The sequence below is a fragment of the Rubrivirga marina genome, from assembly GCF_002283365.1.
Classification (GTDB): domain Bacteria; phylum Bacteroidota; class Rhodothermia; order Rhodothermales; family Rubricoccaceae; genus Rubrivirga; species Rubrivirga marina.
The window spans coordinates 4,273,055-4,291,689 of record NZ_MQWD01000001.1 but is presented as its reverse complement, the minus strand read 5'-3'; the positions used below and the strand labels follow the sequence as shown (position 1 = coordinate 4,291,689).

General features: G+C 72.9%; 9 protein-coding genes and 1 pseudogene. 9 read left to right on the top strand and 1 reads right to left on the bottom strand.

All coding sequences use genetic code 11. The features are described from left to right. Positions 1–127 precede the first annotated feature (127 nt). Entirely contained in the window at positions 128–8,875 is an 8,748-nt protein-coding gene (locus BSZ37_RS18350) for a glycoside hydrolase family 94 protein (protein WP_095511947.1), read from the top strand. 14 nt (positions 8,876–8,889) lie between these two features. On the opposite strand, the gene BSZ37_RS18345 is transcribed toward BSZ37_RS18350, so the two are convergent. Next, positions 8,890–9,351 carry a hypothetical protein gene (locus BSZ37_RS18345; protein ID WP_095511946.1) on the bottom strand — a complete coding sequence of 154 codons (462 nt, stop codon included), beginning with the start codon at positions 9,349–9,351 and terminating at the stop codon, positions 8,890–8,892. 149 nt (positions 9,352–9,500) lie between these two features. Between BSZ37_RS18345 and BSZ37_RS18340 the strand changes: the two genes are divergently transcribed. From BSZ37_RS18340 to BSZ37_RS22420, 8 genes and pseudogenes are all read left to right on the top strand, one after another. Continuing rightward, entirely contained in the window at positions 9,501–12,977 is a 3,477-nt protein-coding gene (locus BSZ37_RS18340) for a methylmalonyl-CoA mutase family protein (protein WP_095511945.1), read from the top strand. 149 nt (positions 12,978–13,126) lie between these two features. Further along, positions 13,127–13,819 (top strand): hypothetical protein, encoded by a 693-nt coding sequence (locus tag BSZ37_RS18335; RefSeq protein ID WP_095511944.1) that lies wholly within the window; start codon positions 13,127–13,129, stop codon positions 13,817–13,819. A gap of 56 nt (positions 13,820–13,875) precedes the next feature. After that, on the top strand, positions 13,876–15,219 hold the full coding sequence (locus tag BSZ37_RS18330) for a hypothetical protein (RefSeq protein WP_095511943.1): 1,344 nt from the start codon (positions 13,876–13,878) through the stop codon (positions 15,217–15,219). 236 nt (positions 15,220–15,455) lie between these two features. Further along, a complete protein-coding gene (locus BSZ37_RS18325) occupies positions 15,456–15,941 on the top strand; it encodes a hypothetical protein (RefSeq protein ID WP_143537729.1) in 486 nt (161 codons plus the stop codon). Positions 15,942–16,044: 103 nt separating this feature from the next. Further along, the gene (gene pabB / locus BSZ37_RS18320; RefSeq protein WP_218830558.1) at positions 16,045–17,259 is read left to right on the top strand and encodes an aminodeoxychorismate synthase component I; all 1,215 of its coding nucleotides are present in this window, start codon (positions 16,045–16,047) and stop codon (positions 17,257–17,259) included. Then, complete coding sequence (locus tag BSZ37_RS22425) at positions 17,256–17,876, top strand: aminotransferase class IV (protein WP_218830557.1); 621 nt, start codon at positions 17,256–17,258, stop codon at positions 17,874–17,876. Before pabB ends, BSZ37_RS22425 begins: the two co-directional genes overlap by 4 nt. Positions 17,877–17,980: 104 nt before the next feature. After that, positions 17,981–18,343 (top strand): annotated as a pseudogene (locus tag BSZ37_RS22895) (DUF937 domain-containing protein); the annotation flags it as partial. Between the two features lie 19 nt (positions 18,344–18,362). Beyond that, complete coding sequence (locus tag BSZ37_RS22420) at positions 18,363–18,626, top strand: DUF937 domain-containing protein (RefSeq protein WP_218830556.1); 264 nt, start codon at positions 18,363–18,365, stop codon at positions 18,624–18,626. The last annotated feature ends 9 nt before the right edge of the window (positions 18,627–18,635 follow it).

Sequence of the window (18,635 nt, the reverse complement as noted above, 5' to 3'; positions counted from 1 at the left end):
CGCCCAGGCGGGGAGGGCGGACCAGGAACGGAGCGGCTCGGAGCCGGGGCAGAGCGATCCCGGCCTTGAGACCGGGGGCACCGCGACTAGCTTCACGGCGTAGTCCCGTCTCCCTACCCACCCGCCCGTGCCCGGTCCGACCGTCGAGAGCCTGTTCAAGCCGGTCCACCTCGCCGAGCACGCCCGCCGGCTGGCCCGGACGCAGGCCGTCGAGACGGACCCGTCGCGGGGGCGCTCGCTTCGGCCGCTCGTCCGCGACGCGCTCGGCGACCTCACCACGGCGTACCGTGCCCTCGCCGCGGCCGGTCGGACCGGAGAGACGCTCACGCCGGCGGCCGACTGGCTCCTCGACAACTACCACATCGTGCGCGACCAGGCGCGCGAGGCCGAGAGCGCCCTCCCGCGGGCCTACTACCGGCTCCTCCCCAAGCTGACCGCCGGGCCGTACCAGGGGCTGCCGCGCGTCTACGAGATCCTCGAGACGCTGGCCGAGCACACCGACAACGCCGTCGACCCCCAGCACCTCCGGACGTTCGTGGAGGGCTACCAGGAGGTCGAGCTCCTGACGCTGGCCGAGCTGTGGGCGCTCCCGATCCTCCTCCGCGTCGTGCTGGCGCAGCGCGTGGCCGCGCTCGCCCGGCCGCTACGCGAGGCCCGCGCCGACCGGGAGGCCGCCGCCGTGTGGGCCGCGACCATCGCGGAGCGAGAGGACCCGTCGGAGGTCGTCCACGACCTCGCGGCGATGGCCCGCGAACGGGCGCCTTTGTCGGGCCCGTTCGCCCTCGCGCTCGCCGCGGCGCTCCAAGCGCAGGGCGGCAGCGCGCCGGCCATCGAGTGGTTGGAGCACCGGCTCCGCGCGCGCCGCCTCACCCTCGACGACGTCGAGCGGATCGAGACGCAGCGCGAGACGCAGTGGCAGGGCTCGATCGCCAACGCGGTGCTCGCCCTCCGTGCCGCCGCGGCGGCCGACTGGACGGTGATCGTGGAGGCCCTCTCGGCCGTCGAGCGGACGCTCCGCGAGGACCCCGCCGGCGTCTACGCGAAGATGGACGTGAAGACACGGGACTCGTACCGGCACGTCGTCGAGCGGATCGCGCGGCGTTCGCCGGAGACCGAGTTCGGCGTGGCCGAGCGGGCGGTCGCCCTGGCCCGCCTCGCCGCCGAGGGCGACGCGCCCGTCGGCAAGGAGGTCGGCACGTGGGCGCCCGCTGAGGATCACGTGGGCCACTGGCTCATCGGGCCGGGCGCGCGGACGCTCGGCAAGGCCGCCGGCTACCACGCCGGCCTCGGGCGTCGGCTCCTCTGGTTCGCCGAGCGGCACCCGACGGTCGTCTACCTCGGCAGCATCGCGCTCGTCACGGCGATCGGCCTGCTCGCCGCCGTCCTCGTCGCCGACGCGGGCGGCGCCGACCTCGGGTGGCTGGCGCTCACGGTCGCCGCGGCGTTCCTCCCGCTTCTCGACTTCGCCGTCACGTTCGTCAACTGGAACGTCGTCCGGTTCTTCCCGCCCCGGAAGCTGCCCCGGCTCGACTTCGCAGACGGGGTTCCCGACGAGGACCGGACGTTCGTCGTCATCCCGACGCTCATCACGTCGCCGGAGCACGCGCGCGAGATGGTCGAGCGCCTCGAGGTCCACGCGCTCGCCAACCCCGACGCCGCGCTCCGGTACGGGCTCCTCACCGACTGGGCCGACGCTCCCGAGGAAGAGATGCCCGGGGACGAGGAGACGGTCGACGCGGCCCGGCTGGCGATCCGCCGGCTCAACGAGCGCGCCCGTGCGGCCCGCGCCCAGGGCGACGGCGCGCCCGGCGGCGACCGCTTTTTCCTGCTCCACAGAGAACGGAGGTGGAACGAAGCACAGGGCGTGTGGATGGGCTGGGAGCGGAAGCGCGGCAAGCTCGAGGAGTTCAACGACCTCCTCCGCGACCCCGACGCCGAGACGAGCTACGTCGTCGTCGAGGGCGACGTTCGCGAGGCGACGGAGGGCGACGCCATCCGCTACGTGCTCACGCTTGACGCCGACACGCGGACGACGCCCGACGGCGCGCGCGCGCTCGTGGCGACGGCCGCGCACCCGCTCAACCGGCCGCAGTACTCCGACGAGCGCGGCCGCGTGACGCGCGGCTACGGCGTCCTCCAGCCGCGCGTCTCGATCTCGCCCGAGAGCGGTCGGCTCACGATGTTCGCGCGCATCTACGCCGGCCGGCCGGGCGTCGACCCGTACACGACGGCGGTCTCGGACGCCTACATGGACCTCTTCGGCGAGGGGATCTACACGGGCAAGGGGCTCTACGACGTCGACGCGTTCCGGCACACGCTGGGCGGGGCCGTCCGCGAGAACTCGGTCTTGTCGCACGACCTCCTGGAGGGCAACCACGCCCGCGCGGCCCTCGCGACCGGCGTCGAGGTGTTCGACGACTTCCCGTCGCGCTACGCCTCGTTCGCGCTCCGCCAGCACCGCTGGGTCCGAGGCGACTGGCAACTCCTCCCGTGGCTCCTGCCGCGCGTGAAGGACGCCCTCGGCGAGTGGCGCAAGAACCCGCTGTCGGTCGTCGGCCGGTGGAAGCTGTTCGACAACCTCCGAAGAAGTCTCATGCCGCCGGCGCTCCTGGTCTTCCTGCTGCTGGCATGGACGGTCCTTCCGGGCTCGCCGTTCGTCTGGACGCTCATCGCCCTGTTCGTCCTCGCGTTCCCGATCTACGCGCCGGCCGCGCACGGCTTCCTGTTCCAGCCGCCCGACACCGTCACGTCGAGCTGGCTCCGGGTCGTCTGGGCCGACGTCGTGATGCACGCCCGCCAGATCGGGCTGTCGGTCGCGTTCCTGGCCCACCAGTCGGTCGTGATGCTCGACGCCATCGGGCGGACGCTCTGGCGGCTGTTCGTGTCGAAGGCGAACCTTCTGGAGTGGACGACGGCGCAGCAGGCCGAGGAGTCGGCGAAGGAGATTCCGGGGTCGATGTGGGCCTCGGTGGGCTGGGGCCTCGTGGTGCTGGCCTCGGTCACGCTCACCGAGCCCATCGCGTGGTTCACGGCCCTCCCGTTCGCCGCGGCCTGGATCGCGGCCCCTTGGATCGCGCGGTCCGTCAGCCAGCCCATCGACCTCGACGAGTACACGCTGACGAGCGACGACCGCCTCCGCCTCCGGTCCGTCGCGCGGCGGACGTGGCGGTTCTTCGACGAGGTCCTGAGCGACCGCGACCGCTGGCTCCCGCCCGACAACCTCCAGGTTCAGCCGTCCCAGGGCCTCGCGCGCCGGACCTCGCCCACGAACATCGGCCTCGCGGTCAACGCCGTCCAGGCGGCGCGCGACCTCGGCTACCTCCCGCGCGGCGAGGAGATCGCCCGCCTCGGGAAGATGCTGGACTCGGTCGAGGGGCTGGAGCGGTACCAGGGCCACCTCTACAACTGGTACGACACGCAGTCGGGCGCCGTCATGGCCCCGCGCTACGTCTCGACGGTCGACTCGGGCAACCTCGCCGGGGCTCTCCTCGTGCTGAAGCAGGGCGTGCTCGAAGTGACGGAGACGCCGTGGCCCGGGCGGCGCGTGCTGTACGGGTTCCGCGACACGCTCGCCCAGGTCGACGTGACGGGCGGCCCGGCGCGCGACGCGCGGGCGGCCGTCCAGCGCGTGCTCGACGAGCGGGCCCCCCGTGGGATCGCGGCTTGGCGCGAGCGGATCGTGACGGTCGACCGGCTCGCGCGCGGGCTCGCCTCGGCCTCGGCCCACGAGCACCCGGACGCCCGCGACTGGACGGCCGCGCTCGCCGAGCAGGCGCGGCTCTACGTCGAGGAGGTCGACGCCGTGGCCCCGTGGCTCCGCGACGGCGTGGGCCTCCCGGCCGGCCTCGCCGCCGACCTCGACGCCGCGACGACGCTCGGTGGCCTCGCCACCCGCCTCGACGCCGCGCTGGACGACCTCGACGCCGGCCCCGCCCGCCGGTCCATCGAGGCGGGCCGGGCGACGATCCGGACGTGGGTCGACGCCGCCCACGACCTCGCCGACCGGGCCGACGCGCTCGTCCGCGACATGGACTTCCGGCCGCTCTACGACGCCGAGCGCAACCTCTTCCGGATCGGCTACGACGCCGGGATGGCGCGGCCGGACCCGTACACGTACGACCTCCTGGCGAGCGAGGCCCGCCTCGCGTCGCTCCTCGCCATCGCCAAGGGCGAGGCGCCACCCGAGCACTGGTTCCACCTCTCGCGCCCGACGCGCGTGACGCGGGCCCGGCGCGCGCTGCTCTCGTGGAGCGGGACCATGTTCGAGTACCTCATGCCGGTCCTCTACACCCGGCTCTACGAACGGACGCTCCTCTACGACGCCTGCTACAACGCCGTCTCGCTCCAGCGGCTCTACGGCCGCACGAAGGACCGCCCGTGGGGGATCTCCGAGAGCGGCTACGCGCTCTTGGACCTGCACCTGACCTACCAGTATCGCGCCTTCGGCGTGCCGTACCTCGGCCTCAAGCGCGGCCTCGGCGACGACTACGTGGTCTCGCCGTACTCGACGCTCCTCGCCCTGATGGTCCGACCCGAGCGGGCGCTCTCGAACCTCGAGAAGCTCGACGACACGGGCGCCTTCGGGCCGATGGGCTACTACGAGGCCGTCGACTACACGCCGGGCCGCGTGACGGCCGACGGCGACACGCCGTTCTCGCTCGTCACGTCGTACATGGCGCACCACCAGGGGATGGGACTCCTGGCCCTCGCGAACGTGTTGGAGGGCAACCGTTTCCAGGAGCGGTTCCACCGCGACCCGCTGGTCCGCTCGGTCGAGATCCTCTTGCAGGAGCGCGTGCCGTCCGTCGTCGAGAAGATCGACCCGCACCCGCTCGACGAGACCGACGTGGAGCCGGTCGACATCACGCCGGTCGAGGCCCGCGTCGAGCACTTCGGGATCGAGAGCACCGAGGACCCGACGCCGCACGGGGCCCTCCTCTCGAACGGGCGCTACGCCACGCTCCTCACGACCTCCGGTACCGGCTACTCGAAGCTCAACGACGTGGCGCTCACGCGCTGGCACGGCGACCGGACGCGCGACGCCGACGGCTTCTTCGTCTACGTCCGCGACCTCGAGAGCGGGCGGTACTGGTCGAACGCGGCGCAGCCGGTGACGTCGGCCGCGCCGCCGGACCGGTACGACGTGTGGGTCCACCTCAACAAGGTCGAGACGGCCCGCGTCGACGACTGGATCGAGACGTTCACCGAGGCCGTCGTGTCGCCGGAAGACGACGTCGAGGTCCGCCGCGTGACGGTCACGAACTACGAGGACCGGCCGCGGACGATCGAGCTGACGAGCTACGCCGAGGTCGTGCTCCAGCCCCCCGCCGGCGACCTCGGCCACCCGGCCTTCTCGAAGCTGTTCGTCGAGACCGAGTACATCCCCAAGAACAACGCCCTCATCGCCACGCGCCGGCCGCGCGCCGAGAACGACGTCCGCCGCTGGCTGGTCCACGCCGTGGCCGACCAGGGCCTCGCGCGAGCTGACCGGGCGGCGATTTCGCCGCTCCAGTACGAGACCGACCGGATGCGCTTCATCGGCCGGGGCCGGACGCTCGACGCCCCGGCCGCGCTCGACCCCGGCACGCAGCTCTCGCGGACGGCCGGGGCGGTCCTCGACCCCGTCGTGTCGCTCCGGCGCGTCGTGACGCTCCAGCCGAAGCAGAGCGTCACCGTCGTGTTCTCGCTGGCGGTCGCGGACACGCGCGAGGAGGCCGAGCGGCTGGCGGAGCGCTACGACCACCCCGACGCCTCGCAGCGCGCCTTCGAGCTGGCCTCGACGTACGGGCTCGTCGAGTTGGGCCACCTCGGGCTCTCGGCGGAGGAGGCCCTCAACGCGCAGGAGATCGCCAGCCGTCTCCTCTACGGCGACCCGCGCCTCGCCGCGCCGCCCCACACGCGCCAGCGGAACGTCCGCCCCCAGTCGGGGCTCTGGGCCTACGGCGTCTCGGGCGACCTCCCGATCCTGCTGTTCCGGATCGGGCGGATGGAGGAGCTCGACGCGTTCCGGCTGCTCCTCCGGATGCACGCGTTCTGGCGCCGCCGCGGGCTCGAGGTCGACGTCGTCGTGCTCAACGACCACCCGCCGAGCTACGCCGACAGCCTCCAGGAGGCGCTCACGGCCGCCGTCGAGGGCTCGCCGCAGCGCGGCCTCCTCGGCCAGCGCGGCGGCGTGTTCCTCCGTCGCAGCGACGGGATGCCCGACGAGGACGTGACGCTGTTCCACACGGCGGCGCGCGTCGTCTTCCTCGGCGAGGTCCCGACGCTCCTCACGTCGGCGACGGTCGGCGTAGCCGACGCGCACGCCGTCGTGGCCGCACCTGCGCCCGGCGGTGACGGCCAAGCCTACGGCGGCGCCGAGGCGGTCCCGGCGACGCACGCCGACGCGGCGGCCCGCTACGAAGAACTCGGGATCGCGGCGGCCATGCCGGCCCCGGTCCGCGAGACGCTCCAGTTCATGAACGGCTACGGCGGCTTCGAAGACGACGGCCGCGCCTACGTCGTCCGCCAGCGGGGCGGGGCGGCGGACGAGCGGACGCCGCTCCCGTGGATCAACGTGGTCGCCAACCGGGCCGCGGGGTTCACGGCGACCGAGAGCGGCGAGGGCTACACGTGGGCCCGGAACTCGCAGCAGAACAAGCTCACGCCGTGGTCCAACGACCCGGTCACCGACCCCGCCGGCGAGGCCCTCTACCTCCGCGACGACGACGCGGGCGTGTTCTGGACGCCGACGCCGCGCCCGGCCCCCGCGCCGGCGCCCTACGAGACGCGCCACGCCTGGGGCTCGACGTCGTGGACGACCGCCTGGGGAGGCCTCGAAACCGAGACGACCGCGTTCGTCCCGCAGCGCGACCCCTTGAAGCTGGTCCGCCTGCGCGTGACGAACACGACCGACAAGGCGCGGAGGCTCTCGCTCTACCGCTACGCGGAGTGGGTGCTGGGCGAGCGCCGCGAGCCGAACGCGCCGTACGTCGTGGTCGAGCGCGACCTCGAATCGGGCGCGGTCCTCGCCCACAACCCGTACAACCAGACGTTCGGGACGCGCCTCGCGTTCGTGGCCGTCGCCGGCGCCGAGGTCGAGTCCGTGAGCGCGCGGCGCGGCGCGTTCATCGGGCGGAACGGGCACGCCTCGGCGCCCGACGCCGTCCGCCTCGGCGGGCCCCTCGACGGGCGGCTGGAGACCGACGTCGACCCGTGCGCCGCGCTCCGCGTGCCGCTGGCGCTGGAGCCGGGCGAGACGAAGGAGGTCGTGTTCCTCCTCGGCCAGGCCCCGACGGTCGCCGAGGTCCGCGCGCTCGTCGCCCGCTACGCCACGACCGAGGCTGCGGACCGCGCGCTCGACGACGTGACGCAGTTCTGGGAAGACACGCTCGGCGCGGTCCGCGTCGAGACGCCGGCGCCCGACCTCGACGTGCTCGTCAACGGCTGGCTGCTCTACCAGAACCTCTGCTGCCGCCTCTGGGGCCGGAGCGCGTTCTACCAGAGCGGCGGCGCGTACGGCTTCCGCGACCAGCTGCAGGACAGCCTCGCGATGGTCTACACGCGCCCCGACCTCACGCGGGCGCAGATCCTCACGAACGCTGAGCACCAGTTCACCGAAGGCGACGTGCTCCACTGGTGGCACCCGATCACCGGCGCCGGCATCCGCACGCGGTTCTCCGACGACCTCCTCTGGCTCCCGTACGCCGTCGGGTTCACGCTCGAAACGACGGGCGACGAGACGCTGCTGGACGAGGAGGCCCGGTTCCTCACGGCGCGCCAGCTGGAGGAGGGCGAGGACGAGGTGTTCCTGACGCCGCAGCCGAGCGGCGAGACGGGCTCGATCTACGAGCACGCCGCGCGCGCCATCGACATCTCGCTCACGAAGGGCCGCCACGGGATCCCGCTCATGGGCTCCGGCGACTGGAACGACGGGATGAACCGCGTCGGCAACGAGGGGGAGGGCGAGAGCGTCTGGCTCGGGTTCTTCCTCGCCCACATCCTCCACCGGTTCATCCCCATCGCCGAGCGCCGTGGCGACCGCCAGCGGGCCGAGACGTACACGGCGTATCTCGCCGATCTCGAACGGGCGCTCAACGCCGACGGCTGGGACGGCCAGTGGTACCGCCGCGCGTTTTACGACGACGGCACGCCGCTCGGCTCGGCCCAGAACGACGAGTGCCGGATCGACGCCATCGCCCAGGGCTGGTCGATCATCTCGGGCGTCGCGCCTGACGACCGCGTCGACTCGGTCCTCGACGCCGTCGACCAGCACCTCGTCGACGAGCGGGCCGGGATCATCCGCCTTCTCACGCCGCCGTTCGACATCACCGGGCACGACCCCGGTTACATCAAGGGCTACCTCCCGGGCGTCCGCGAGAACGGCGGGCAGTACACGCACGGCGTGCTGTGGGCCATCCGCGCCTTCGCCGAGGCGGGCCGGACCGACCGCGCGACGGAGCTCCTGCGGATGATCATGCCGGTCAACCACACGCGGACGCCGGCCCTGGCCGACCGCTACAAGACCGAGCCCTACGCCATCGCCGCCGACGTCTATTCGGTGGAGCCCCACGTCGGGCGCGGCGGGTGGACGTGGTACACCGGCTCGGCGGGGTGGATGTGGCGCGTGTCCGTCGAGACGATCCTCGGGCTCCGCCGCCAGGCCGAGGCCCTCGTCCTCACGCCGCGCGTCCCCGACGACTGGGACGGCTACTCGCTCCGCTACCGGACCGACGCGCGGGGGACCGTGTACGTCGTCCGCGTCGTGCGCGACGGTCCCGGAGGCGCCACCTCCGCCGAGGTCGACGGGGAGGCCGTGACGGTCGAGGGCGGCACGGCGCGCGTCCCGCTGGTTTCCGACGGCGCCGAGCACGCCGTGACCGTCCGCCTCGGATAGCGCGCCGGGGAGCCTCAGTGGGCCGTCGGCGGTGCCGCGGTGGCGTAGTCCACGCGTGCCAGCGACGGCCCGGCGAGCAGCCGCGCCAGTCGGATCTCGAAGGCCCCCCGGGCCCGCCCGAAGGTGACCACGACAAGCGACGGCCGCCGGTAGACGGTGACCTCCTGCCCCGCGCCGAGTCGGAGGAGCCGATCGGCGTCCTCGTGCGCGTGGGCCTCTGCCTCCTCAGGCGAGGCGTAGTCGTAGACGACGACCGTCCGGTTCTGGACGCGATAGACCGTCCCCTCGCCGGCGACGCCGAACGGGGTCGAGAACCCGACGGGGAGGACGGTCCAGCCCCGTACGAGGAACGCCCGCACGAGGTCGTCGTCGGTCTCGACGGGCGGGCGGGCGTCGGTCTCCGGGGTGGCGGGGGCGCCCGGGCCGGCACACCCGGGCCCGGCGGCGAGGAGGGCGGCGAGGGCGAGAGCGCGCATGGGCGGCGGGGCGGGGGAGGGCAGCGTAGGGGGCGCCGCGGGACCGGTCAAGTCACTCCGGCGCCTCCCGCTGAACGGCCCACTTCCCCGCGCGTTCAACCCCGCCGAGAGCCCGCCTCTCTACCTTGCGGAAGCCCTTCCGAGATCCCATGGCGTACACGCCCACGCACCCCGTCCGCTTCGTCACCGCCGCCAGCCTGTTCGACGGTCACGACGCCGCGATCAACATCATGCGGCGGATCCTCCAGGCCCAGGGCGCCGAGGTCATCCACCTCGGGCACGACCGGAGTGTCGACGACGTCGTCCGCACGGCGATCGAGGAGGACGCGCAGGGGATCGCCGTGTCGTCGTACCAGGGCGGCCACGTCGAGTACTTCAAATACATGGTCGACCTGCTCCGCGAGCGCGGGGCCGGCCACATCAAGGTGTTCGGCGGCGGCGGCGGCGTCATCGTCCCCGAGGAGATCGCCGAGCTCGAGGCCTACGGCGTCGCCAAGATCTTCTCGCCCGAGGACGGGATGCGGATGGGCCTCGAGGGCATGATCGAGTCGATGATCCGGGCGTGCGACGTCGATCCGCTGGAGGCCGCCCGGGGCACCGACGACGCGCCCGAGGCGGATGGGGCCGTCGTGGCGACCGCGCCCGCCTCGGTGGCATCGCGGACCGTCGCGCGGCGGCTCACAGCCGTCGAGCAGCGCGCGGCCCAGCCCTCCGGCGACGGCGCTCCGTCGCTCGCCCCCCAGTCCCCGGTCCCCCGTCCCGAGTCCCACGCCCCCGTCCTCGGCATCACCGGGACCGGCGGCGCCGGCAAGTCGACGTTGACCGACGAACTGGTCCGCCGGGTCTTGAACGACTTCGACGACGTCCACGTGGCCGTGCTGTCGGTCGACCCGACGCGGCGGCGGACGGGCGGGGCGCTTCTCGGCGACCGGATCCGGATGAACAGCCTGACCGGCGAGCACGCCGACCGCGTCTACATGCGGTCGTTCGCGACGCGCCAGGCGCACCGCGCGACGAGCGGGGCGCTCCGCGAGGCCATCGACGTGTGCCGCGCGGCCGGGTTCGACCTCGTGATCGTGGAGACGGCCGGGATCGGCCAGAGCGATACCGAGGTGGCCGAGCTCGTCGACGTCTCGCTCTACGTCATGACGTCCGACTTCGGCGCGCCGACGCAGCTCGAGAAGATCGGGATGCTCGACGTGGCCGACCTCGTGGCGCTCAACAAGTTCGAGAAGCGCGGGGCCGAGGACGCCCTCCGCGACGTCAAGAAGCAGGTCCAGCGCAACCGCGGCCAGTTCTCGACGCCCCCCGACGAGATGCCGGTCTACCCGACGATGGCCGCCCAGTTCAACGACCCGGGCGTGTCGCGGCTCTACCTCGCGCTGCTCGATCAGCTCCGCGAGCACGGGTTCGACCGCGCGTCGTCGCTGTTCGACGCTGAGACGCTCCCGGCGCTCGACCCGTCGGAGCTCGCGGTGATCCCCCCCAGTCGCCAGCGCTACCTCGCCGAGATCGCCGAGACGTGCCGGTCCTACCGCGACTGGGCCGAGGCGGAGATGGCCACGGCGCGGAAGTGGGGGCAGGCCGCCGGCGCGAAGGCGCAGGTCGAGAGCTGGGCGCCGGAGGACCGCGAGCAGATCGCGGGTCGCCTCGACGAGATGGCCGCTCACTGGTGGGGGCGCCTCGACCCGCGCTCTAGGGCGATCCTCGACAACTGGGACGCCGTCGCCGAGCAGTACGCCGACGACGAGCTCGTCTACCGGGTCCGCGGTCGGGACATCCGCCAGCCGCTCACGCGCGAGACGCTGAGCGGGACGAAGGTGCCCCGCGTCGCGCTCCCGCGGACGGAGGACCCCGGCGAGCGGCTCCGCTACGCGCTCCTCGAGAACCTCCCCGGCCATTTCCCCTTCACGGCCGGCGTGTTCCCGCTCAAGCGCGAGGGGGAGGACCCGACCCGGATGTTCGCCGGCGAGGGCACGCCGGAGCGGACGAACAAGCGGTTCCACCTCGTCAGCCTCGGGATGCCGGCGAAGCGGCTCAGCACGGCGTTCGACAGCGTCACGCTGTACGGCCGCGACCCCGACCCGCGGCCCGACGTCTACGGCAAGGTGGGCACGTCGGGCGTCTCGATCGCGACGCTCGACGACATGAAGAAGCTGTACTCCGGCTTCGACCTCTGCGCGCCGACGACGAGCGTCTCGATGACGATCAACGGCCCGGCGCCGACGATCCTGGCCATGTTCTTCAACACGGCCATCGACCAGCAGGTCGAGCAGGTCCTGAAGGCCGAGGGCCGCTGGGACGAGGCGGAGGCGCGGATCGCGGAGGAGTTGGGCGACGACCGCCCGCGCTACATCCCCTACGTCCCCGACTCCGCCGACCTCGACGCCGAGGCGGGCCTCCCTGAAGGGCACGACGGCTCCGGACTCGGCCTCCTCGGCACGTCGGGCCGCGAGCTCGTCGCGTGGGGCCTGCTGTCGGAGGACGAGTACCAGGAGATCCGCGCGAAGGCCCTGACGAGCGTCCGCGGGACGGTCCAGGCCGACATCCTCAAGGAGGACCAGGCGCAGAACACCTGCATCTTCTCGACCGAGTTCTCGCTCCGCTGCATGGCCGACGTGCAGGAGGCGTTCATCGACCACGGCGTCCGCAACTTCTACTCGGTCTCGATCTCGGGCTACCACATCGCCGAGGCCGGCGCGAATCCGATCTCCCAGCTCGCGTTCACGCTGGCCAACGGGTTCACCTACGTCGAGGCCTACCGCGCGCGCGGGATGGACGTCGACGCGTTCGCCCCCAACCTCTCGTTCTTCTTCTCGAACGGGATGGACGCGGAGTACGCCGTCATCGGCCGCGTGGCCCGGCGCATCTGGTCGGTGGCGATGCGCGAGCTGTACGGGGCGAGCGACCGGAGCCAGAAGCTCAAGTACCACGTCCAGACGTCGGGCCGGTCGCTGCACGCGCAGGAGATCCAGTTCAACGACATCCGGACGACGCTCCAGGCGCTCCTCGCCATCTACGACAACTGCAACAGCCTCCACACGAACGCCTACGACGAGGCCATCACGACGCCGACGGAGGAGAGCGTCCGCCGGGCGATGGCGATCCAGCTCATCATCAACCGCGAGCTGGGGCTGGCGCAGAACGAGAACCCGATCCAGGGCGCCTACATCATCGACGAGCTGACGGACCTCGTGGAGGAGGCCGTGCTCCTCGAGTTCGAGCGGATCTCCGACCGCGGCGGCGTCCTCGGCGCGATGGAGTCGATGTACCAGCGCGGCAAGATCCAGGAGGAGTCGATGCTCTACGAGCACCGGAAGCACACGGGCGAGCTCCCGGTCATCGGAGTCAACACGTTCCTGCCCGCCGAGGGGGCCGAGTCCCAGTCCGAGGTGGAGCTCATGCGCGGGACGGAGGCCGAAAAGCAGCGCCAGCTCAACGGGCTCGACCGGTTCCACCGGCGCCACGAGGCGGAGGCGCCCGCGGCGCTGGCGGCGCTCCAGCGCGTGGCCCGGGAGGGTGGCAACACGTTCGAGGCGTTGCTGGAGACGGTCCGCGTGGCGTCGCTCGGGCAGATCACGGTCGCGCTCTTCGAGGTCGGCGGGCAGTACCGGCGGAGCATGTAGCCCCGCCTCGGTCGCCCCGTCGGCGCACCGACGGGGCAGGGGACGGGTGAGGGTCGTCGCCGTGACCGGACCTCAGGGAAGCCTCAGGATTTGCCCTTGACACGACCCGTGCACGCGCCCACGTTGTGGCGCGACCCCCTCGAATCCCCATGCGCACCGCCCTCTGTCTGCTCGCCGCCGCCCTCGTCTGGGGGTGCGACGCCGCCGGCCCCGTCTCGCCGGACACGCCGGCCCTCTCGCCCGAGGAGGAGGCCGCTTACGCCGAGGACGCCACCGTCCTCGCCTTCCGGTATCAGCTGCAGGCCGGCGACCGGGACGCCGTCGAGATCCCAGATGCGCTCGTGCACGACCTCGCCGACGCCCTCATTCGCGCTCGGGCGTCGGAGGAGGGGGACCTCATCTTGGGGATCCGGGCGCGCGCGGCGCTTTCTCCCGTCCGCCTCCTCGTGGCCGTCGACCCCGAGGCGGCGTGGACCGGGGCCTGGCGGGCCGGCGCCACGGAGACGGGCGACGCGGCCGTCGACGCTCTCCTCGACCGGTACGGCCTCTCGCTCTCGCGCTACCTCGACGGGCTCGACCTCGCCGTCCTCCACTCGCCGACGGCGCTCAACACGGTCGCCCTGGCGGGCCGGTTCGCCGCCGTCGACGGCGTCCGCTATGCCGAGCCGGACGGGCTGGCCGGCGACGGCGACGACATCTCGGCCGTCCGGACGGACGACGGCTGGGTCCTCGACTTCAGCCGCGGCTCGGGCGACTGCCCGGCGGGCTGCATCGAGCGAACGTATTGGACCTTCGAGGTCGAACCCAACACGGTCAATTATTTGGGCTCGAGGAACCGTTAGGGTGATCCCCTCGCGTGCGGACTCGCGGAGGGAGGGAGCATCCCCCTCTGCTCCCCATGCGCAGCACCACCCTCGCCCTCCTCGTCTCGCTGGTCCTCACTGCCGGTGCGGCCGCACAGACCCCGCCCTCCGAATCCCAGATCCGTGCCGACGTCCGCGCGAACATCGCGGCGGACGCCACGGTCACCCTCCGCGGCAACGGATCCCGCCAGCTCAACGGCGGCGTCTACGAGTTCGTCCACTCGATCACGGCCCGCTACCCGCACTCCGAGGTCGAGGGCGTGGAGATCGAGGGCTACCACGATGTCGTGTACCAGTCCCACGGCTCCCGGTACGTCTTCGACCGCGTTCGGGTGGGCGACTGGCAGTACTTCGGCCTACCGGATCCCTCGAGCGAGGAAATCCTCGCGCTAATGGAGACGAAGCCCGCTGACGCCTATCCCATCGACGCCGTGGACCTCCCCCGGAGCATCGACGTGATCGACGGCGGCACGGTCAAGTGGCACAGCCTCGAGTCCGTCACGGTGCCCATCCGGATGCGCTACACCACCTACGACGGCAACGAGCGCGAGTTCGTGGACTACGAGTGGGACACGGACGTGCGGCTGTATCGCGAGTCCTTCGAAGCCCCGTGGACGGGCTTCATCCGGGGCGGCTCCATCGGGAGCGCTGACGAGGTCGGTCGTCGGCCGGGTCAGCCGGGGACCCCGAAGATCTCCGAGGCGGTCGACAACGCCGCGTCTGCGGCCTACGCCGCGACTCTGCCCGACGTTCAGGTGCCCGAGTTTCGGTCCGACATGGAGCTTGCGAAGTACCTCTACCAGGCCTTCCGCGAGACCACGGATCGGCCGACTCTGGAGGCTACGATTCGGGCCGTGCTGCCGGCTGATGCCTTCGTTGCTGGAGGCAACGGGGCCGTAGACCTCGCAACCCAGATGTGGATCGACGAACGACTGGACGCGCTGCTCAAAGGGGAGATCTCCTTCCGCGATCACACGTGCCCCTCGCCCGCCTACGACGAGGAGCGGTACCGCCGAGAGAACGTGATCGTGTTCAGCGACATCTTCCAGACGCACCCGCGTGGCGGCAAGGTGGCCCTCTCGGTTCGGGCCTCGCCCGAGCAAACGGGCTACCGCAACGGCCAGCCCGTCGCAGGGGGGTACACGTTGAACGACCTGTCGGTCTACATCACGACTGACGAAGACCAGCTTGCGTGGCTCCGCTCCTTCGACGACACGTCGAGCGTGTGCTCGGCGTCGGGGCAGGCCGTTCAGGCCGCGACGCAGGGGGCCCAGGAGGCGACGGAGGGGACCACGGACCGCGCGCGCGGCGCCGTCGAGGGGGCGGTCCAGGAGGGCCGCCGCCGGCTCGGTCGGCTCCTCGGTCGCGGCGGGAACTAGCCCGGCCCGAGCGGGGCCTCGTCCCAGTTGCTCTCGGCCGGCGGAGCGGCGCCGCAGCGCCCCCCGCCGGCCGTCTCACTCTAAGGCGCCCGGCCGTGCCAATCGGGCGGGGAGCTCCTGTCCTCGCGGATGGCACGCTGTCGTAACATCGCGGGGGGGGTGAAGGGAGCCGCGGGCACGTGGTAACGGCGGTTGCAACGGAGGCCGCACTACGCACACTCCCACCCTGGCTGCCCATGTCTCGTCCCTCCAAGTCCCCCGCCTACGTCGAGGCCATGATCCGTGAGGCCGTCGCCCACGTCGAGGCCTGCATCCGCACGCCGCTGGCGGACCTCGGCTACACCGGCCCCGAGTCGGGCCTGGCGCTGACGGACGGGCAGCACGACTTCCTCGCGGGCTACATCTGGGGCGGGCTCCAGCGGCTCCTCGAGATGGGCGAGCTGACGTCGGAGGACGACGTCGAGCGCGCGGCGAACCGGCTCTACGCGCGGCTCATCGGGCCGTTCGACCGGGACCTCCGGCCGTGGCACACGTGGGTTGTGCGGGAGGGGCTCCAGCACATGCAGCGCCCGCACGCGCTCCTCGGCTACTGCGCCGGCCGCGGCGACGTGATGGAGCGGATGCGGGCCCACGAGTTCCGCACGGCGCTCGGCCCGGCCCTCGCGAACCTCACGGGCGTCGACCTGGGCCCGGAGGACACGGACACCCAGATGAACCGATAGACGGCGGGCGGCCCGGGGCGAGTCGGCCCGCCTCGACGTCGAGGCGGCGAGAGCCAACGACCATGTTGCGGAACGAAGGACGGCCCGGCGGGCTCTACACCCCGTGCTCGCCGCCGCCCTCCGCCGCCCCGGCACCGTCCTCCTCGACGCCCCGCGTCCCGACGCCGACACCGGCCGGCGGGGCGCATGGCTGTTCACGTCGCCGCGCTGCGCGCTGGCGGCGCGCACGCTCGACGAGGTCGGCCCGCTCCTCGACGCCCTCGATCGTGCCCTCGGCGAGGGCCATCACGTCGCCGGGGTCCTGAGCTACGAGGCGGGCTACGCGATCGAGCCCGACCACGTCCGCGACCCGCCGCTGGATCCGGCCGTCCCGCTCGCGTGGTTCGGCGTGTACGACGCGCCGACGGACGTCCCGGCTGAGGCCGTCGACGCCGCGCTGGCGGAGGCCGGACCCGTCCGGGTCGAGCGCCCGACGTTCGCGCTCGACGAGGCGGCGTACGGCGGACGTGTGGCGGCCATCCGCGCTCACATCCGGGCCGGCGACGTGTACCAGATCAACCTGACGGCGCCGTTCCGCTTCGGGCTCGACGGCGACCCGCTGGCGCTCTTCGGCGCGCTCCGTCGCCGCCAGTCGGTCGCCTACGGCGCCTTCGTCCGCCTCGAGGCCGAGGCGGGGGGAGCTGCCGTCGCGTCGGTCTCACCGGAGCTGTTCTTCCGGGTCGACCCCGAGGGGGGCGGGCGGACGATCCGGGCGCGGCCGATGAAGGGGACGGCGCCTCGGGGCGGCTCGCCCAGCCACGACGACGCGCTCGCCGAGGCGCTCCGGGCCAGCCCGAAGGACCGCGCCGAGAACCTGATGATCGTGGACCTCCTCCGGAACGATCTCGCGCGGGTCTCCGCGCCGGGTAGCGTCCGCGTGCCGGCGCTCTTCGAGGCCGAGCGCTACGAGACGGTCACGCAGATGACGTCGACCGTCACGGCAGCACTCCGGCCCGACGTCGGCCTCGGCGACGTGCTCCGCGCGCTCTTCCCGTGCGGGTCGATCACGGGCGCCCCGAAGCTCCGCGCCATGCGGATCATCCGCGACCTGGAGGTCGGCCCGCGTGGGGTCTACTGCGGGGCCATCGGCTACGCCGCGCCGGGCGGGGCCTCGGGGCTGAGCGAGGCCGCGTTCAACGTCGCCATCCGCACGGCCGTCGTCGCCGACGGCGTCGGGCGCTACGACGTGGGCAGCGGGATCGTGTGGGACAGCGACCTCGATGCGGAGTACGCCGAGTGTCTCTTGAAGGCGCGCGTCTTGACCGACCTGGCCGGATGAGCGCGCCGCGGCTCCTCGAGACGATGCGGGCGGAGGGCGGGCGGATCGCGCTCCTCGACCGCCACCTCGCCCGCCTCGGGGCGAGCGCCGTCACCCTCGGCTACCGGGCCGACCTCGACGCGGTCCGCGAACGCGTCGAGGCGGAGGCCGCTGGGGGAGGCGTTCGGGGCGTCCGGCTGACGTTGGGGGAGGAGGGCGATGTCCGGGTCGAGTCCTGGCCGCTCGCGGACGCGCCGTTCCGGACGGCGTGGATCGACCCCGAGCCCTTCGGGGACGCGGGCACGTGGCGGACGGCCCACAAGACGACGGAACGCGCCGCCTACCGCGCGCGCCACGACCGCGCCGTCGCGCGCGCCGCCGACGAGGCGGTCCTCATCAACGGCAGGGGCGAGGTCACGGAGGGGACGCGGACGAACGTGTGGGCGGAGATCGACGGCCGCCTCTGGACGCCGCCGCTCGACGCCGGCGGCCTGGGCGGCGTCATGCGGGCGCACGTCCTCGACACGCGCGCCGAGGCGGGCGAGAGGCGGCTGACGCCGGGTGACCTCCGCGCCGCCGACGCCGTGTTCCTCTCGAACGCCCTCCGCGGTTGGATGCCGGTGGCGCTGGTCGAGTAGAAGCCGCTCCGGGTGACGAAGAGCGCGCGGCCCCGCCCGCCTCGGCGCCGAGGCGGGCCGGGTCGACCCCGACGCACCGAGGACCCGTTCCCGCCGGGGGCGGTATGCTCCGACCCCTCCGTCCCCGACCTATGAACAGCATCCTCGACCTCCTCGCCGACTCGATCGGCGGCGACAACATCGGTCAGCTGGCCGGCGCCATCGGCGCGAGCCCGCAGCAGACGCAGACGGCCGTCTCGGCCGCGCTCCCGGCGATCCTCACGGCGCTCAACCGGAACACCAACTCGACGGACGGCGCGCAGGCCCTCGCGGGCGCGCTCGACCGCGACCACGACGGGTCCCTGCTCGACCACCTCGGCGGTTTCCTCGGCGGCCAGCTCACCGGCAAGCAGGCCGACGGCGGGGGCATCCTCGGCCACATCCTCGGCGGGCAGCGCCCGCAGCCCGCATGTCGAGCAGGGCGTCGCGAAGGCCTCCGGGCTCGACATGGCGCAGGTCGCCAAGCTCCTCCCTCTCCTGGCGCCGATCGTCATGGCCGCGCTCGGCAAGCGGAAGCGCCAGGCCGACCTCGACGGGGCGGGCCTCTCGGGCATCCTCGGCGAAGACGCCACGCGCGCCCGACAGGCCGCGCCGTCGGGCGTCCTCGGCGCGCTGTCGGGCTTCCTCGACAAGGACGGCGACGGGAGCATCCAGGACGACGTGATGCAGCAGGCCGGCAAGGCCGTCCTCGGGAAGCTGTTCGGCCGCTAGCACGCTCCG

What these genes read in the sequence shown, in the direction of transcription:
- BSZ37_RS18340 (WP_095511945.1), top strand. Translation starts at nt 9,501, where the DNA reads ATGGCGTACACGCCCACGCACCCCGTCCGCTTCGTCACCGCCGCCAGC.
- BSZ37_RS18330 (WP_095511943.1), top strand. Translation starts at nt 13,876, where the DNA reads ATGCGCAGCACCACCCTCGCCCTCCTCGTCTCGCTGGTCCTCACTGCC.
- BSZ37_RS22420 (WP_218830556.1), top strand. Translation starts at nt 18,363, where the DNA reads ATGGCGCAGGTCGCCAAGCTCCTCCCTCTCCTGGCGCCGATCGTCATG.
- BSZ37_RS22425 (WP_218830557.1), top strand. Translation starts at nt 17,256, where the DNA reads ATGAGCGCGCCGCGGCTCCTCGAGACGATGCGGGCGGAGGGCGGGCGG.
- BSZ37_RS18335 (WP_095511944.1), top strand. Translation starts at nt 13,127, where the DNA reads ATGCGCACCGCCCTCTGTCTGCTCGCCGCCGCCCTCGTCTGGGGGTGC.
- BSZ37_RS18345 (WP_095511946.1), bottom strand. Translation starts at nt 9,351, where the DNA reads ATGCGCGCTCTCGCCCTCGCCGCCCTCCTCGCCGCCGGGCCCGGGTGT.
- BSZ37_RS18325 (WP_143537729.1), top strand. Translation starts at nt 15,456, where the DNA reads ATGTCTCGTCCCTCCAAGTCCCCCGCCTACGTCGAGGCCATGATCCGT.